This window comes from Rhizobium sp. CC1099 (genome assembly GCF_029714385.1).
Classification (GTDB): domain Bacteria; phylum Pseudomonadota; class Alphaproteobacteria; order Rhizobiales; family Rhizobiaceae; genus Rhizobium.
On sequence record NZ_CP121641.1, the window covers coordinates 2,492,938 to 2,509,186 of the forward strand.

The window sequence follows — 16,249 nt, forward strand, 5'->3', positions numbered from 1 at the left end:
TCGTCAACCTGGGACCATCTGAGACACGATCCGATCAATCTCTTTTGTGCTTCCCGACAGGCCTGCCCTCACTCCGGCCCGGTCGGCGTCGGGCCTGTTCTGGCTCATCTTGCACTTGCCCTCCAACCTGCGGATCGGCATGCGCATGCCAACGATCCCGCGGAGCTGCGCGGCGATGAACGCGGATGGCGCGTCGTTGACCGACCAAGGGTGGCTTCGGCCGCTCTCGTGCAAATTGGTAAGCTTGTCGACCACCGCGAAGAGACGATCCGCATCTTCGAAGAACTCGATCGGACCCATCGCATGCACCGCCGAGTAGTTCCAGGTCGGCACGACCTTGCCATGTTCCGCCTTTGAAGCGTACCAGGAGGGCGTAATGTAGGCTTCGGGCCCCGTGAAGACAGCCAGCCCGTCTCCGATCATTGTCGACGACCATTGCTTGTTGGCCCGAGCGAGGTGGGCGTAAATCACGCCGAACTCGCCCTCGGTCTCATCGATAAACGTCGGCAACAACGTCGCCATCGGCCCATTGGGTGTCGCGGTTATCAGGTTTGCCGTCCGACATTCACGCATCATCCGATGGAGATCAACGATGTCCTCGACGACGAAAGCGGGGGGATTGTACATTTAGATTCTCCTTGCATTGATATCGTAATGCACTTCAACTGGCTCGAATTGAACGTCCAGTTCAGGAGGATTTCAGTGGGCCAGTTGAAAGACAGGTCGAGGAACGTCGGGACGACCCGAAGGATCGTGGAAAGCCTGCGGGACCAAATTGCGACCGGTGTGTACGCGCCAGGCGACAGGTTGCCCTCGACGCGCGCCCTGGCCGTGGACCTCGGTGTTTCGCGTACCACAGTCACCGCCGCCTTCGACCAGTTGATCTCGGAGGGCTACGTCGTCAGCCGCCAAGGCTCCGCGAGTGTGGTGGCGGAGATTGGGCCGATGCGACATCGTCAGCCAGACGAGAAATCCGGCCCGGCAATCCCGAGGCTGTCATCGTATGCGCAGCGGCTCTCGCAACTGCCCGAGGGAGCTTCCCCGGTCCATTCCGGCCTGGCATTCAATTTCCGCTATGGGGACCTGTCGGCGGCGGATTTTCCCACGCTTCTGTGGCGGCGAGCACTGACCGAGGCGCTTCTCAAAACCAAAGGACGTCTCGCCTACGGGGTTCCCGCCGGAAATCCGGTCTTGAGGAAGGAATTGCAGGGATACCTCTGGCGTGCGAGGGGCATCAGATGTGAATCCGAGCAGATCGCGGTGGTGTCCGGTTCGCAACAAGGGCTCGACCTTTGTGCCCGCGTCCTGGTCGACACGGGCGACCGTGTCGTCATGGAGGAACCGGGTTACGTGATGGCTCGTCACGTGTTCGTGGCCGCCGGCGCGTCGGTGATCCCTGTTCCCTGCGATGATGGCGGCCTCGATGCCGCGGCCGTCGAAGGCGTTCGCGACGCCGTGCTCGCCTATGTCACGCCCAGTCACCAGTATCCCCTCGGCGGCGTGTTGTCCGTCGGGAGAAGGGAGGCACTGCTGCGGTGGGCCGATGAAACCGGGGCATACATCCTCGAAGACGACTATGACGGTGAGTACCGCTATGACGTCAAACCCATACCGCCGCTCTACCAATCGCGCAGCGGGCGGGTCATATATCTCGGGACCATATCGAAGACGTTGTCGCCGACGCTCAGGCTTGGGTATCTGGTCCTCCCCGAGAACCTCGTCCAGGTGTTCTCCAAGTGCAAGCAGGCCGTGGACCGTCACAGTCCGGCCCACGACCAGGAGGCGTTCGCGAGCCTGCTAGAGAGCGGAGCCTATGAGCGCCATGTTCGGAAGATGCGGAGGGTAAACGCCGAGCGGCGCGCCGCTCTGATTGAGGCCTTACGGAAGACCTTCGACAACATAGAGGTCGTCGGCTCGTCGGCAGGGCTTCACCTCGTAGTCTGGTTCAACGGTCTTAAACCCGAGAACGAGGTCGACTTGGCGGCCGAGGCGTTGAAACTCGGAGTAGGCATCTATCCTGTCGATCCGCTGTACGCGGGACAACGCCCCCGGCGTGCGGGATTTGTGTTCGGCTACGCCACAATGACTCCCGCTGAGATCAGAAGTGGGATTGAGCTTCTTCGGCGGGTTTTCGGAAATCGCGACGCTTTCATTTGAACGAAGGAACGCCGCGTCGAGCTCAGGAAAATTTCAAAAGAGCTTCAAGTTGAGCGGAAAGTTGTAATACCAGAAGGTCGGCTCCCGGTTTGCCGCTGATCTGCACCCCGATCGAAAGGCCCGACACGCTCCTCAACCAAGGGCACGAGACATCCCCGAAACTGTTGAACGACAGCGTCCCTGTGGCTGGCCAAACCGGGACGTTTCCTTTGCTTGTCACCTACGACCGCTTAGGGCCCCGACAACGGTCATGTTCAGAGACAGGCACGTTCCGGAGGCCGCTTCTGCATGACAGTTCGCTCCGAGGAAGCAGCCCAGCGAAAATCTTAAACCGAATTGCTTCAGTGCGGAACGAATCGCCTCCGGAAGGATTGCCAGGCGGTCACCGCGCTCAGTGGAAGGGCTTCATCAAGTTCGCCGAAGCGACCGGTAATCGGGTGAACCGCCAGTTCATCGACGGCGAAACAGCTGATCCCGTGCCGCGCGAAGCCCAGGTCAAGGGGTTCGAGATCGAGAACCACCCGTACATTATGATCGATCCCGAGGAAGTGGCGGCGGTCATTCCGGAGAGCAATAAGACCTTAGACATCGAGCCCTTCATTCCCTGCTCCGACGTCGATGACGTCTATTTCGACAAGCCATATTACCTCACGCCGACCGACAAAGTCTCGGAAGATGCCTTCGCCGCCCTGCGAGACGGCATGCGGAAGTCGAATGTCGCCGCTATCGCGCAAACTGTTCTCTTTCGCCGGATGCGGACCGTGCTCATCCGCCCTCATGGAAGAGGGCTGATCGCAACCACCATGTATTACGACTACGAAGTCCGATCCTCGGAAAAGGCTTTCGAGGGATGCCCAAAACGGCATCGGCATGGGCGAAGGCCTTGCAGCGCAACTGCTATCCTATCACGCCAACAAACCCATCTTGGACCGGCTCATGAAGGAAGCAGGCTTCGATGGCGACAATGCCGTTTCGTCTCTGCTGGACAATCTGGATGCCGCCAAGGCGAAGCCTGGCGCACCGAAGGTGCTTCACGAAGACGACTAAACTGCTATCGAATCCAGCCCGTTGCCAGCGCGGCCGCCCAGTCGGGGCGGCCGTTTGCTTTTGCGAGTCTCGACATCGCCATGTGATCGTAGGCGACGTTGCGGAAATAGGGTGTCCAGCCGGACGCGGATTTCTCCAGGATGGCGTAGCTTGCCATCGGATGGCCGGTCTCCACCTTGTGCGGATAGGGTTTGTCATCGTCATAAGCCGGGCCGCCGACGCTGCCGGGATTGACGATGAGGCGGCCGTCGCGAAGCTGGACAAGGCGCGAAATATGGCTGTGGCCGCACAGGATCAGCGGCAAATCGATCCCGTCCGCGAGCGCCTCAATTTCTTTCAACGGCTTCAGAAACACATGGCCCTCCGGAGCGACGGATTCCAGCCAGTAGAGATTGTCATCCTTAGGCGTCGCGTGGCAGAGATAGACTTCACCTTTGTAGATGAGGTCGCTCGGTAGAGATCGCAGCCAATCGAGATGACGCGGTAGAAGCTGCTGATAGGCAGCTTTATCGGAAGCATGCATGTATTCCGGCTTCTGCTCGATCAGGTAGCGGTCGTGGTTGCCGCGGACTGTCGGAAGGGCGAGCGAGAGAAGCAGCTCGGCGGTCTTTCCTGCTTCCAGGGGGCTACTGAAGCAATCGCCGAGATCGACGATATCCGAAATGCCCTGCGCGCGGATATCGGCAAGCACGGCCTCCAGAGCCAGATGGTTGCCGTGGATATCGGCGATCGCCGCAAACCGCATCGGCTAACTCCCGCGATAGGTGGAATAGCCGTAAGGCGAGATCAGCAGCGGCACATGATAATGCGCGCCGGTGTCGGCGATGCCGAAGCGGATGGGTACGAGATCGAGAAAGGCCGGATGCGGCAGCGGCATGCCTAACGCGCGCAGATAATCACCGGCATGGAACAGCAGTTCGTAGGTTCCTGCCTGGAAATTCGCGCCTGAGAGGATCGCGCCGCCGTCGACACGGCCGTCCGAATTGGTCTCGACCGTCTTGATGTGGTGGCGGATATCCCCCTCCAGGCGAAAAAGGTCGATCCTCAGCCTTTCAGCAGGCTTACCGGAGGCGGTGTCGAGAACATGGGTCGTCAGTCCGGTCATAGAGCTGGCTCGCTGATCGTGTATGAGGTTTCGAAGAAATGCTCTTGCAGATTGTCGCCGGGACCGTCCCTGTCGACAACGAGAAAGTCGCTTGATTGGCCGAGCACGAGCAGCGGGTGATGCCAGACGTTGCGGCGATAGTTCACGCCCTGGTCGCCATGTGCGAGAAACACCTGCGGCCTGCCGGGCTTTCCGTCCTGATCTTCCGAAACCACGACCAGAAACGGCCGCCCGGAAAGCGGCGAGAAGCTCTGGCTGCCGAAAGGATGCCGCTCCATCATGCCGATCTCATAGGGAAAGGCGCGCGGCTGGCCGCGGAAGAGATTGATGATGACGCGTGCGCCCTCGCCTGCCGCCTCGGCCGTAGCCAGCGCATGAAAGCGTTCCGTCGTGCCGCCGTTGATATACCGCATTGTTGCCGGATCGGCCTCGATAACGTCGCCGAACGGCGCGAAAGCAGTTTTGGTGAGAGGCTGGATGTCGAGAAGGTCTGTCAAATGTCATTCACCCTGGGCGTGCCAGTGACGCAATCCATGCAGTTGATCGAGAAGATCGGGGATGGCTGTTTGCGCAGTATCCCAAACGGTGTCTAGGTTCATGCTCATATAGCCGTGAGCGATCCGGCTTCTCATTCCGCGCATCTTTTGCCAAGGCACGTTGGAAAATTCCGCTGCAAACTCGGGATATTCCTCCATGATGCGCGATGTTGCCGCGCCGATCATCAGGAGGTTCATTCCAACTGCGCGCTGTCTCACAAGGTCCTTCAGAAATTCATCCTTGCTCATGTCCTTGACGAAATCGATGGTTTCGAATGCGACCTGCTGCATCTCGTCGAGATAGGTTCGAAGCCGATCGATACTCATACAGGCTTGGCTTCCTGCAGGACCCGGCTGCGGACACGTTCGGGAAAATCGCCTGGCGTCAGAACGTGGATTTCCGTCCCGGACATCAGCGCCTGCAACTCCTCCAGCAGCCCGCCGAGATCGAAAAGCGTCGTCCCCGGCAGCGCATCGACGAGAATATCGAGATCGCTGTCCGGCCTGTCCTCGCCGCGGGCGACGGAACCGAAGATGCGCGGGTTCGCCGTGTTGAAACGCGTCGTGGCGTCGCGGATCGCCTGCCTGTTCTTTTCCAGCACTTCCGATGGCTTCATCGAGGCATCACTCCTGATGCCTCGAATATAGGTGAGCGGCGATAAAGAAGAAAGAACTCACCCCTTCACCCCGAAGAGCCGCAGCCGCATGATGCCGCCATCCGGATGCATCGCGATGCGGACATGCGTCACCGGCCCGATATCGGCGATGGCATCCGCGCCATATTCGTGGATGTGGTCCATCTGCAACTTGGTGCGTGTCAGTATCGGCTTCCAGTTTTCCGAAGCCGCTGTGTCCACTTCGCTCAGCGTATCGCCAAGATCGGGCAGATAAGCGCCGAGAAGCTCGCAGGTGTCCGGGAAATTGCCCTTGAAGAAGGCGGTATCGACAATGACGCGCTTGATTGTGCCGGGGTGGCCGAGGCGGATAACAGCCCAGTCGTGACCCGGGCCGCGGCGGCGCTTGGTTTCCCAGCCGTCGCCCATGTTGATGCCGCGTCCGGGGCCGAGCATCTTGTCCGGGTGGCCGTAATGGGCGTCCGACCAGGCAAGCGACTTCGCGCCATTGAATATATAGCCGAGGTCAACTTCCTCGCTCGCACCGACCTTCGACCAGTCGAAATAGGCCGAGCCGTAGACGCGCAGGCGCGCGACGCCGCCATCGGGATAGATATGCAGGCGCAGATGCGTCCAGATCTTCTCCTTACCGGCATTCTCGAAGAAGTGATGCGCGCTTGGCCCCAGAGGCGACTTCGCGAGGATTTCGGTCCACACCGTTGCATCGGTCGGATCGCCGTCTTCGACGAAAGCGGCCTCGATCGAGCAATGCGGCGGATAGTTGCCGGTAAAATAGCTGGTATCGACGTCGAAGCCGAAGATGCGGCCGGGCATGGCAAGCTTGACGATCGCCCAGTCATGGCCGGGCACGCGCTTGCGGCGGCTTTCCCAGCCGTCCATGTACTTGCCGTTGTCGTCGTAAAGGTCCGGATCGAAGCTCGCCGGCACATCCTGCAGCATGCGCTCCAGCGGCGCAAAGAACTCGTCCGTCGCATAGAGGCCCCTGGCGCCGAGGCGCGCGGAAGCAAGGTTGATCGCGCCGTTCGCGAAGGACGGCAGGCTGGCATTGGTATTCTCGGTCATTCACTTCTCCGGAAGCATGGATGTCAGGCGCAAAAGCGCAATCTTTTCGACCTCAGCGCAGGCGGTCGCAAGTTCCTCGTCGCGGCTGTTGCCGATGCGTTTTTCGAAAGCCGCAAGAATATCGTCCTTGTTCAGTCCCTTCACGGCGACGATGAAGGGAAAGCCGAATTTCTGGACATAGGCGGCGTTGAGTTCGGTGAAGCGGGCATGCTCTTCGCTGCTCAGCCAGTCAAGTCCGGCACTTGCCTGCTCCTTCTTGCTGTCTTCCGTCAGTTCGCCGGCGACTGCCAGGCGTCCGGCAAGATCGGGATGGGCGCGAAGCACGCCAAGACGCTCTTCCTCGCTTGCCGCGCGGAAGATCGCGACGAGCGGAATGTGCACCTTGTCCACAGTCAACTCATCGCCAATGAAACCGTCGTCATAGGCGCGCTCGGCAATGAAGGGCGAATGTTCGAAGACACCGCCGAAACGCGACACGAATTCATCCCGCCGGATCATCAGGTCATGTCCTGCTTGTGGTTCTTGTGCCAATGCTCGGCAATCTCGATGCGGCGAGGGATCCACACGTTGTCGTGCTTCAGCACATATTCGATGAAACGCTTCAGGGCTGCAGCGCGGCCGGGCCGACCGACCAAACGGCAATGCAGGCCGACCGACATCATCTTCGGGTTGCCGGCCTTGCCTTCTTCGTAGAGCGTATCGAAGGCATCCTTGAGATAAGTGAAGAATTGATCGCCGGAATTGAAGCCCTGCGGCGTCGCAAAGCGCATGTCGTTCGTTTCAAGCGTATAAGGAATGATGAGGAACGGTTTGTCATCAACCCCCTTCACCCAGTAGGGCAGGTCATCGGCATAAGAGTCTGACGAATAAAGGAACCCGCCCTCCTCTTGAACCAGCCGCAGCGTATTGTCGGAGGGCTTTCCCTGGTACATGCCGAAGGGGCGCTCGCCGGTGAGCTCGGTGTGGAGACGCACCGCTTCGAGAATGTGCTTGCGCTCGAGGTCTTCCGGAAAATCCTTGTACTCCAGCCAGCGGTAGCCATGGCTGGCGATCTCCCAGCCGGCTTCCTTCATCGCCGCGACGGCCTCCGGATTGCGGGCCATCGCAAGCGTCACGCCGTAGACGGTCGCCTGAACCTTGAGCTCGGTGAACATGCGCCAGAGCCGCCAGAACCCGGCGCGCGAACCGTATTCGTAGATCGATTCCATGTTCAAGTTGCGCTGGCCGGGCCAGGGCGCCGCTCCCACGATTTCCGACAGCAGGTTCTCGGACGACGGATCACCATCGAGGATCGAGCTCTCGCCGCCCTCTTCGTAATTGATGACGAACTGCACGGCGAGGCGGGCCTCGTCCGGCCATTTCGGATCGGGGGTATTGCGACCATAGCCGACGAGATTGCGCGGATAGGTATCGGAAGCCATCAAATCACCTTTTGAAAGTCAGGCGAAACGGTAGCACCCGGAGACGGAATGTCGAGACGGAAATGCGAAACTGACTTTCGCCGCTACGGCACAAGTCGCCGCCTCTGCGGCTGGATCATATGCCTGCGGCCCGCAATAGCGCGACGCAGAAGACGCCGAGCGCCACGGAAACGAGCATCGGCAGACGGAGTGCGGCAATGGCGGTGAGCGCGCAGGCGATCGTTTCCGCAATGCCGGTGGCAAAGGCGGTCGGCGCGACGACCGCCATTAGAACGGCAGGCGGAATGGATTCGATCGCCTTTCGGCGGCTTCCCTCCAAGGACAGATGCCACACGAGCACAAGACCGCTCAGGCGCGTGAGCACCGTCACGGCTGCCATGGCGATGATCGCGACAAGGGTGGAGAAATCGACTGTCATTGCGTTACCTCCACGCGCCGACTGCCGCTGGCAACTGCCGCAAGCAGACCGGCGCCGGCGCCGGCTGCGATGTACCAGACGCCTGGTACGAAATGTTGGGTCGCTACCGCGGCCGCACCGCTTGCGATAAGCACAGCGCCGGTTTCCGGTCCCTTCCAGAAGCCCATGACGAGCACGATGAAGACGGCCGGAAAGGCGAAATCCAGTCCAAGCGCCACGGGATCACCGAGGAAAGCGCCGAGCGTCGCGCCCGCAAGGCTCGAAAGCACCCAGGCGAGATAGAAGGGCGCGGCAAGCCCAGCGAACCAGGCGGGCGTGAGCCGCGCAAGACCGGCGCGGAATTCCGCCATCGCCCAGATCTCGTCTGCAAGAAACAGGCATGCGAAATAGCGCCTGCGTCCGCCAAAAGCCTGCATCTTGGTGCCGAGCGAAGCACTCATCAGCACATGGCGGATATTGACGAGCAGGGCCGCAAAACCGACGCTCGTCCACGAGGCCGGATGCGTCCAGATATCCATTGCCACGAACTGCGAACCGCCGGCAAAGACCAACGCGCTCATCAGTGCCGTCTCGACCGGGGAAAGCCCTTTCGTGACCGCGACCGCGCCGAAGACGAGGCCGATCGGTATGACGGCAGCGATGAGCGGCGAAATGGCTCTCATGCCGCCCAGGAACTCCGCCCATTTTCCATTCTCATTCACGACAGGATCTCCGATTTGATGCGGAGGTTTTAGAATGGAGATGAATGGTCGTCTTGAACGAAAGTGACTACCGCGCGCGGTATTGGCCGGGCGTCACGCCGGTGCGCGCCTTGAAATGCCGGCTGAAATGCGCCTGGTCGGCAAAACCGCATTCGAGCGCAATCTCCGCCGGCTGTCCGCCAGCCTGCAGCTTGCGCCGAGCAACGCGAATGCGGATATCAGTGAGGAAGGCGTGCGGCGTGATGTGGAATTCCTTGCGGAAGGCGCGTATCAGATGCGCACGGCTGAGGCCCGCCACGGCGGCGAGTTCTTCAAGTCCGACATCAAAGGCGTAGTTTTCCATCAGGTAGTCACGGGCGCGCTGCACGGCCGACCGCTCCTGCGTGTCGATCGGCACGATGATTGAACTGCCGTGATGCCGAAACATGGCCTCGAGCACAAGGAACATGCCCTGACTGGTCTCCAGCGCACCGGCCCCCAATTCCAGCGCGCGGTGCGCATCATAAAAAGCCTCGGCAAGCCGGGGATCGTGAAGGATCTGCTTGCCGAAGGCCGGCATGCCGCTGAAGGTGCGGCCGGTGACATCTTCCAGGATTTCGCGGAAGAGTGACGTGTCCGGGTAGATCATCCGGTAGCGATAGCCGCCCTCGACAGGCACGCCGTCATGGATTTCGCCCGGATTGATCAGATAGAGATCGCCCGGCCCCGAGCTTTCGCGCGCCCCCCGGATCGTCGCGATCTGGCTGCCGCTTTCGATAGCGCCAATGCTGAAGGTCTCGTGGGCATGTGGCGCGAACTCATGCGTCAGGAACGTCGCGCTCAGGCACTCCATGCCGCCGAAACGGCTGTCACGCCAGAATCGCGTCGTCTCCGCTCCAGACAGCGGCATGGCTTCGGTTGCCTGTTCCTGGGAGATGTTGTCCATCGGCCGGATATAGCATCTTTGGGCCGCCCATTCTTGAACAAAAGTGATCAGGCGATCTTGCGCGCGCTGACCTTGCCCATCGGATGCAGCGAATGGACGCGGAACGGCCCGCCTGTGCCTTCCTCGATCATCAACGCGATGTTGGCGACGGTGACCGGCTCAGCGAGAACAGGCTCGAAGACGTTACGCAGCGCCTGCTCGATGCGCGGCATATCGACAAGATTGACAGGACCCGTCAAAGGCATGTGGAAGCGGAACTCGTCCATCACATAGGGATTGCCCCAGCGATGCAGGTTGGCAAACTGCGCGGCTGAAAGCGCATCCGGATCGATGCGCTCGATCTCGGCTTCGGAAAGCGGTGCACGGAAGCGGTCGAAATGCTGCACGACCGCAGAAGCGAGATAGTGCATGTGTTCGCAGGGGACCGACGGCACGAGGCTGAAGTAATTGCGCAGGCGCGCGACCTCGATCCTTGGAATCCGGAACGGCTGGAAGCTGCCGGAAAAGCGCATCATATCGCGTAAAAGTTGCGTTTCCGAAACATCGGGTGCAAGATGAAACGGCGCCTTCAGCACACCATGGAAACCGTAGCGGCGCGGCACGGCAGTATGGAACGCTATATCGTGGATGCCGATGCCGCCAATGGCCGGAGGTTCGACCATCTCGCCGGAAAAGACGTTGCGGCCGAGCCAATTGGCCGCCACCTCACTGAGCGGATCGCTCGGCGTCGGCGTGAAGCAAATGGCGTAGCGCATGCAATCTCCTCCACCAAAGGAAGGGCGCGCAGACGATTCCGGCGCCGTCGATGCGCAAGCAGATAGGTGATTTGCATGACAGAATAACGAAAAGCACCAGCTTCTAATTCACGTTTAACGTGAAGCAGCCGTGATATGGCTCGAAAACGCGAAACTTTCCGGCAGGGCGAAAGGTGCGGAACGGCCGTCGGCCATATGTACGGCAGCTTCGGCAAGACGGTGGGCAAGGCCGAAGCTGACCTTGAAGCCGCCGGTCAAGGCGATGAGCTTCGGATACATCGGATGTGGACCGATCATCGGATCGCGGTCGATCGCCTTCGGACGAAGGCCGGCCCAGCGCTCGACGACCGGCGCCTCGCCAAGCACGGGGGCCATCTCGCGCGCAGCTTCGATCAGAGCGTCGAGTTGAGCATCGGTCGTATTGGGATTGTCAAAACGGTCCTCGCTGGTGCTGCCGATCGCAGCATGGCCGCCCTCATGAGCAATGATATAGAGGCCGTCGCGGAAGATGGTGGGAAAGGCGGGATCGATCTCGGCCTTCAACAGCGCCGCCTGCCCCTTGACCGGTTGGCCGAGCGGCCTTTCCAATCCGGGCGTGAACCGCTGCAGAAGTGGAAATGACTGGTGACCTGCCGCGACGATGCAGCGGCCGAAGGCGATTGTTCTCCCACCGGCGTCGGCGATCCCGCGTTCCGGTTCGAGACCGCCAACTGTAGCATTCTCGATAATGCTCACACGCTTTGCCTGCCTCAGAAAGGCGACAAGAGCGGCGACCAGCGTGCGGGGTGCGACGCGGGCAGCGAGCGTGTCGTACACGAAGCCGCTCGCACCAGCGGCAGGGTCGATCCAGCCTGCAACCGGCGGAGCATCTGCGACATGCCAATGGAAGCTGCGGCCGTGCCAATGCCAATGTGTTTCGGCATCGGCGGAATGGGTAAGCGCGATCTTGCGCAGATGCGGCTTCGGCAGCGGGATGATGCGGCCGGAGCGGCGGTAGCCGGTGGAAAGGCCGGTGGCAGCTTCGATCGCAGCGATCTCGGCTTCGAGGGAAACCAGCGCATCGAACTGGAACTGCTTCTTGGCATTCCATTTGTCCGGCAAATGCGGCATCAGCGCCCCGAGCAGCCCGCCGCTCGCACCCTGCCCCAATTCACCGGCATCGACGAGGAGCGTGTCGATGCCAAGCCGCTCGGCATGAACCGCCGCCCACAGCCCCATGATGCCGCCGCCGGCAATCAGCAGGCTGACGGACGATTGACCGGAGGAGATGGCCGCACTATCGGCTTTAGGCATGACAGAGATTGATCCCGATCAGATTGGCAGCACGAGCCAGCCGCTCGAATGGCGCGACGGCGATATGCCCTATTCGCAGGCTTTTGGCGACCATTTTTATTGCCAGACGGACGGGCGGCTCGAATGCGGCCACGTCTTTCTGGCGGGCAATGGCCTGCCGGAACGGTGGACCGGCAAGGACAATTTCCGCATTGGAGAGTTGGGGTTCGGCACCGGGCTGAACTTCGCGGAAACATGGCGGCAATGGAAAGCGCATCGCCAAAGGGACCAACATCTGAATTTCATTTCCTTCGAGCTTTACCCGATGCGCCCGCAGGAGATCGGTCGCGCACTTTCGCACTGGCCGCAAATCGATGCCGAGCGGCAGGCGCTGACGGCGCTGTGGCCCGGCCAGCCGCAAGGCACCGTGACGCTGGCATTGGACGAGCAGACGACCTTGAGCGTTGTCTGCGGCCCGGCAATCGATGGCGTTGCGGCCGCCGAACCCGGCTTCGACGCCTGGTATCTCGATGGTTTCGCGCCGTCGCGCAACGCCGACATGTGGTCGGAAGAGCTGATGCGGCTCATCTGCGAGAAGACCCTCTCTGGAGGAAGCTTCGCGACCTATGCCGCGGCAGGCTTCGTCAGGCGCAATCTGATGGCGGCGGGATTTGCGGTCGAGCGGCGCAAGGGTTTCGCCGGCAAGCGCGAGATGCTCTGCGGCGTAAAACCCTAGTGGCCTGAGCGGCCGGGCAACTGCGCGCTCTTGCCGAGCCAGAGCTGGATTTTCTCTTCCAGCAGTTCGGGGCTGATCGGCTTCGACATGTAATCGTCCATGCCGGCGTCGAGACAGAGCTCGCGGTCGCTTTCGAGCGCATGCGCCGTTACGCCGATGATCGGCACGCGGTGGGCCTGTCCGCGCTCTCGGACACGGATCGCGCGGGTCGCGTCGTGGCCGTTCATCACCGGCATCGAGACGTCCATCATGATGATCCGCGGCGCATGGCTTTCCCAGGCGTTGACCGCCTCCTGGCCGTTGTTGACGACGAGGAAACTCAGGCCGGTGCCCTGCAGGATCTGCGTGAAGACGATCTGGTTCACCTCGTTGTCCTCGGCGACGAGCACATCGATGAAGGCAGTCTTGCGCTGTTTTGAGGGCGGCGGCGCAGAAGGCTCCGGTTCCCTCATCTCGGTTTCTGCCTGCAGGCGGGCGATTTCGGCTGCAGAAGCCCGCTTCACGCGGCTTGCGCGCACGACCTCGACGATCGTGTTGCGAAGAAGGTTGGCGCGGGCCGGCTTCATCAGATGCGCATGGCCGTTGAGGGCTGCGAACTCCTTTTCCGTGCCGGAGATATCCATTGAGGTCAGGAAGATGATCGGCAGGCTCTCGAAGCGGGCGTCGTCCCTGAGCCTGCGGGCGACTTCCGCACCGTTCATTTCCGGCATGTGATAGTCGAGCACCAGGGCATCGACCTGGACGCCGATCTGGTGTGCGGCCTCAAGGATGGCAATGCCGGTCCTGCCGTCTTCCGCAGCCACGCCGTCAAAACCCCAAAGCGACAGCTGCTCGGAGAGAATGCGGCGGTTCACCTCGTTGTCGTCGATGACGAGCACGCGTGCGCCGCGTACATTGACGGGCAGCGGCTTGGGATCGAGGCGGGCGGCAGCGATGGCGAAGGGCAGGTTGACGGTGAAGACCGAGCCCTTGCCCGGTTCGCTCTCGGCGTTGACGTAGCCGCCAAAGAGATCGACCAGACCGGCAGTGATGGCAAGACCAAGGCCGGTACCCTCGTGGCGCCGCGTCGAAGAGGAATCGACCTGCGAGAATTTGTCGAAGACCGATTGCAGTTTGTCTGCCGGGATGCCGATGCCGGTATCCTCGATCCTGATCTCGACCATGACCTCGCCGTCCGAGCCAGGCCGGAAACCGATATCGACGAAGACATGCCCCTTCTCGGTAAACTTGACGGCGTTGCCGACGAGATTTGTGACGATCTGGCGAAACCGCCCGGCATCGCCGATGACGGCGGCAGGCAGGTTCGAATCGGCGCGCACCAGAAGCTCGAGATCCTTCTCCGCCGCGGGCGAAGAAAGCAGCGTCGCGACATCCTCGACCGCTTCCACCGGATCGAAGGCCGCCTTGCGCAGCGTCATCTGTCCGGCATCGATTTTGGAGAAGTCCAGAATGTCGTTGATGATCGTCAGAAGCGCGTTGCCGGACTTGACGATGATGTCGATGAAGGTCTTCTGCCGCGCGTCAAGATCGGTCTTCGCCATCAGCTCGGCCATGCCGAGCACGCCATTCATCGGTGTGCGGATTTCATGGCTCATATTGGCGAGAAATTCCGACTTGGCGCGATCGGCAGCTTCAGCCCGTGCCAGCAGCCTCTCAAGCTCTTCCTCGCGCTCTTTCATTTCGGTGACGTCGGTGAAGAGCGCGACCCAATGGCCGCGCTCGCTGATCGTCGCCTCCATGTTCACCCAGCGCTCGCCGGCCACATGAAAGACAGTGGCGATCGGCTGCTTCGCAGCGATGTTTGAACGCCAATAGTGCAACACCTCGGCGGCGGGACTCTTGAAGTCGCCGCGATCGGCGCAGAAATTGAAGAGGTCGATCCAGCCGCGGCCCGCAACGAGGTATTCCGGCGGAATACGCAGAACGTCCGAAAGCGCATCGTTGGAGAGCTTGATGATGCCGTCCTGGACGATCGTCAGGCCTTGCGGCATGGCCCGCGTCGCATCCCGCATCAGTTCGCCGAGATGCTCCAGGGCAGCGCGCGTTTCATGGATTTCCTTCTCGCTCGCGCGAATGGCGCTCATATCGGAATAGGAGAGAAGAATGCGGTCGTTCGAGATGCGGCGGCTGTCGAAGATGATCGATTTGCCGCCCGACCAGCTGAGTTCGATCGGCTCCTGCTCCCCATCCGAACCGAAATGGCGCTGGCGCTCCGCCAGGATCTCTTCCGGGCTGTGCTCGTGGCCATAGCGCCCGAGTTCACAATTGCGGCGGATGACATCGATGAACGGCCGGCCGTCAAAACGATCGTCAGGCGGCAGATCACAGATCGTGTAGAATTCGTCGTTTATGTAGAGGATATCGAGATTGTTATCGAGGATCAGCACGCCGACCGGCAGCGAACGCAGGATGTTTTCAATGTCGCGATGCAGGATTTCGGCATGCTTCTGCGCCTCGATCAGCTTGGCTTCACGCTCCTTGAGCGGTGAGATGTCCGAAAAAGAGCCGACGACATAGACCCTGCTGTCCGGCGTCTGCACGCGATTGACGCGCGTCAAGATCGGATAAACTGTTCCGTCCGTGCTTGGAAGCTTACCTTCCACCTCCGTTAGCGAGCCGTCCTTGAGCGCCAGAGCGTTTTCCTCATAGATGCTGGCGCCACTCTCCTCGCCGAACATCTCAAACTCTGTGAGGCCAAGCACCTTTGACCGGACATGGCCGGTGAAGGTCTCGTAATACTGGTTGGCATAGACGAGGCGGTGCTGTTCATCGCGCGCGAAGGCGGCGACCGGCAGGTCTTCCATGATGGTCTGGAGGAGATCGAGCTCGTTCACGCTCTCGTGCCATCCGGTTTCAGCGGGCGATGCTTTGCCTCCACTTCGATAGGCCGAATTGACGATCAGCGGGCGGCCGTCGTCAGCGAAAATGCCGACCGGATGATCGAGTTTTTCCAGCGTGGCACGGACGCGCTCGAAATCGGCGAGCAAAGCCTGATCCGGCCCCGAGAGAACCGGCCGGCGGGGCTGCGCGCGCGCCTCGAAGATACCGAGAACATAGGCCCGGTCTTCCGACGGCATGAAGCTCTCGATCCGGATCCGCTCATGCTCGGTTGCGGCAGCATCGAAGCAGATGGCGGTTTCTTCGGTGCCGAAGACGAGCGCGCGGCGCTCCTTGTCTTCACGCTCCTCCTCTTCCGGACGATCGAGAATTTCGCTGGTCCGGCGGCCGATGAAATCGGAAATTTCCCTGCCGAAGAAGCGGGCATAGGCTTCGTTGACGGCAACGTAGCGAAGCTCGCTGTTCTTGACATAGGCAGGCGTATCCAGATCTGCGATCCGGCTGCATGCCAGTTCGAGAAGGTCCCCGCTCGATGTCAAAAGATCTCGCCTCGCTGTCAGGAGAAGGAGTTTTGTTCTGGCATCCACTATAGGTGTAAGCCGTTTAACAAGGTTTTAACCATGACACGTTCCGGAAATCCG

The 16,249-nt window shown here is 60.8% G+C and carries 17 protein-coding genes and 2 pseudogenes; 4 read left to right on the forward strand and 15 right to left on the reverse strand.

Going from position 1 to position 16,249, the window contains the following annotated elements:
* Positions 1-3: 3 nt before the first annotated feature.
* Positions 4-627: an FMN-binding negative transcriptional regulator gene (locus QA644_RS12765; protein WP_283068771.1), complete on the reverse strand. Its 624-nt coding sequence runs from the start codon at positions 625-627 to the stop codon at positions 4-6.
* Between QA644_RS12765 and QA644_RS12770 the strand changes: the two genes are divergently transcribed.
* The 3 genes and pseudogenes from QA644_RS12770 to QA644_RS12780 form a co-directional block, all read left to right on the forward strand.
* On the forward strand, positions 580-2,157 hold the full coding sequence (locus QA644_RS12770) for a PLP-dependent aminotransferase family protein (RefSeq protein ID WP_283068772.1): 1,578 nt from the start codon (positions 580-582) through the stop codon (positions 2,155-2,157). The genes QA644_RS12765 and QA644_RS12770 overlap by 48 nt on opposite strands.
* Positions 2,158-2,528: 371 nt before the next feature.
* Positions 2,529-3,005: pseudogene (locus QA644_RS12775) on the forward strand (Ku protein); the annotation flags it as partial.
* A gap of 10 nt (positions 3,006-3,015) precedes the next feature.
* Positions 3,016-3,204: pseudogene (locus tag QA644_RS12780) on the forward strand (hypothetical protein); the annotation flags it as partial.
* A gap of 4 nt (positions 3,205-3,208) precedes the next feature.
* Here QA644_RS12780 and QA644_RS12785 read toward each other — a convergent pair.
* The 13 genes from QA644_RS12785 to QA644_RS12845 form a co-directional block, all read right to left on the reverse strand.
* Entirely contained in the window at positions 3,209-3,949 is a 741-nt protein-coding gene (locus QA644_RS12785; RefSeq protein WP_283068773.1) for a metallophosphoesterase family protein, read from the reverse strand.
* Between the two features lie 3 nt (positions 3,950-3,952).
* Complete coding sequence (gene uraH / locus QA644_RS12790; RefSeq protein WP_074069130.1) at positions 3,953-4,309, reverse strand: hydroxyisourate hydrolase; 357 nt, start codon at positions 4,307-4,309, stop codon at positions 3,953-3,955.
* A complete protein-coding gene (locus QA644_RS12795; protein WP_074069131.1) occupies positions 4,306-4,806 on the reverse strand; it encodes an ureidoglycolate lyase in 501 nt (166 codons plus the stop codon). The genes uraH and QA644_RS12795 overlap by 4 nt, the downstream gene beginning before the upstream one ends.
* A 3-nt stretch (positions 4,807-4,809) precedes the next feature.
* Complete coding sequence (locus QA644_RS12800) at positions 4,810-5,172, reverse strand: DUF86 domain-containing protein (RefSeq protein ID WP_074069132.1); 363 nt, start codon at positions 5,170-5,172, stop codon at positions 4,810-4,812.
* Positions 5,169-5,462, reverse strand: a complete 294-nt coding sequence (locus QA644_RS12805) for a nucleotidyltransferase family protein (protein ID WP_074069133.1) — start codon at positions 5,460-5,462, stop codon at positions 5,169-5,171. Before QA644_RS12805 ends, QA644_RS12800 begins: the two co-directional genes overlap by 4 nt.
* A 57-nt stretch (positions 5,463-5,519) precedes the next feature.
* On the reverse strand, positions 5,520-6,542 hold the full coding sequence (gene alc, locus QA644_RS12810; RefSeq protein WP_074069134.1) for an allantoicase: 1,023 nt from the start codon (positions 6,540-6,542) through the stop codon (positions 5,520-5,522).
* Positions 6,543-7,040: a 2-oxo-4-hydroxy-4-carboxy-5-ureidoimidazoline decarboxylase gene (uraD, locus tag QA644_RS12815; protein ID WP_283068776.1), complete on the reverse strand. Its 498-nt coding sequence runs from the start codon at positions 7,038-7,040 to the stop codon at positions 6,543-6,545. It lies immediately after the preceding gene.
* The gene (gene puuE, locus QA644_RS12820) at positions 7,040-7,963 is read right to left on the reverse strand and encodes an allantoinase PuuE (protein WP_074069136.1); all 924 of its coding nucleotides are present in this window, start codon (positions 7,961-7,963) and stop codon (positions 7,040-7,042) included. The genes uraD and puuE overlap by 1 nt, the downstream gene beginning before the upstream one ends.
* Positions 7,964-8,078: 115 nt before the next feature.
* Positions 8,079-8,381 carry an AzlD domain-containing protein gene (locus tag QA644_RS12825; protein ID WP_194727654.1) on the reverse strand — a complete coding sequence of 101 codons (303 nt, stop codon included), beginning with the start codon at positions 8,379-8,381 and terminating at the stop codon, positions 8,079-8,081.
* The gene (locus QA644_RS12830) at positions 8,378-9,043 is read right to left on the reverse strand and encodes an AzlC family ABC transporter permease (protein WP_194730170.1); all 666 of its coding nucleotides are present in this window, start codon (positions 9,041-9,043) and stop codon (positions 8,378-8,380) included. The genes QA644_RS12825 and QA644_RS12830 overlap by 4 nt, the downstream gene beginning before the upstream one ends.
* Before the next feature lie 106 nt (positions 9,044-9,149).
* Positions 9,150-10,007: an AraC family transcriptional regulator gene (locus QA644_RS12835; protein WP_194727655.1), complete on the reverse strand. Its 858-nt coding sequence runs from the start codon at positions 10,005-10,007 to the stop codon at positions 9,150-9,152.
* 47 nt (positions 10,008-10,054) lie between these two features.
* Positions 10,055-10,762 carry a DUF1045 domain-containing protein gene (locus QA644_RS12840; protein WP_283068779.1) on the reverse strand — a complete coding sequence of 236 codons (708 nt, stop codon included), beginning with the start codon at positions 10,760-10,762 and terminating at the stop codon, positions 10,055-10,057.
* A gap of 114 nt (positions 10,763-10,876) precedes the next feature.
* Positions 10,877-12,055, reverse strand: a complete 1,179-nt coding sequence (locus QA644_RS12845) for an FAD-binding oxidoreductase (protein WP_283068781.1) — start codon at positions 12,053-12,055, stop codon at positions 10,877-10,879.
* Between QA644_RS12845 and mnmD the strand changes: the two genes are divergently transcribed.
* The gene (mnmD, locus tag QA644_RS12850; RefSeq protein ID WP_283068782.1) at positions 12,054-12,770 is read left to right on the forward strand and encodes a tRNA (5-methylaminomethyl-2-thiouridine)(34)-methyltransferase MnmD; all 717 of its coding nucleotides are present in this window, start codon (positions 12,054-12,056) and stop codon (positions 12,768-12,770) included. The genes QA644_RS12845 and mnmD overlap by 2 nt on opposite strands.
* On the opposite strand, the gene QA644_RS12855 is transcribed toward mnmD, so the two are convergent.
* The gene (locus tag QA644_RS12855) at positions 12,767-16,147 is read right to left on the reverse strand and encodes a response regulator (protein WP_283068784.1); all 3,381 of its coding nucleotides are present in this window, start codon (positions 16,145-16,147) and stop codon (positions 12,767-12,769) included. The genes mnmD and QA644_RS12855 overlap by 4 nt on opposite strands.
* Positions 16,148-16,249: the final 102 nt, after the last annotated feature.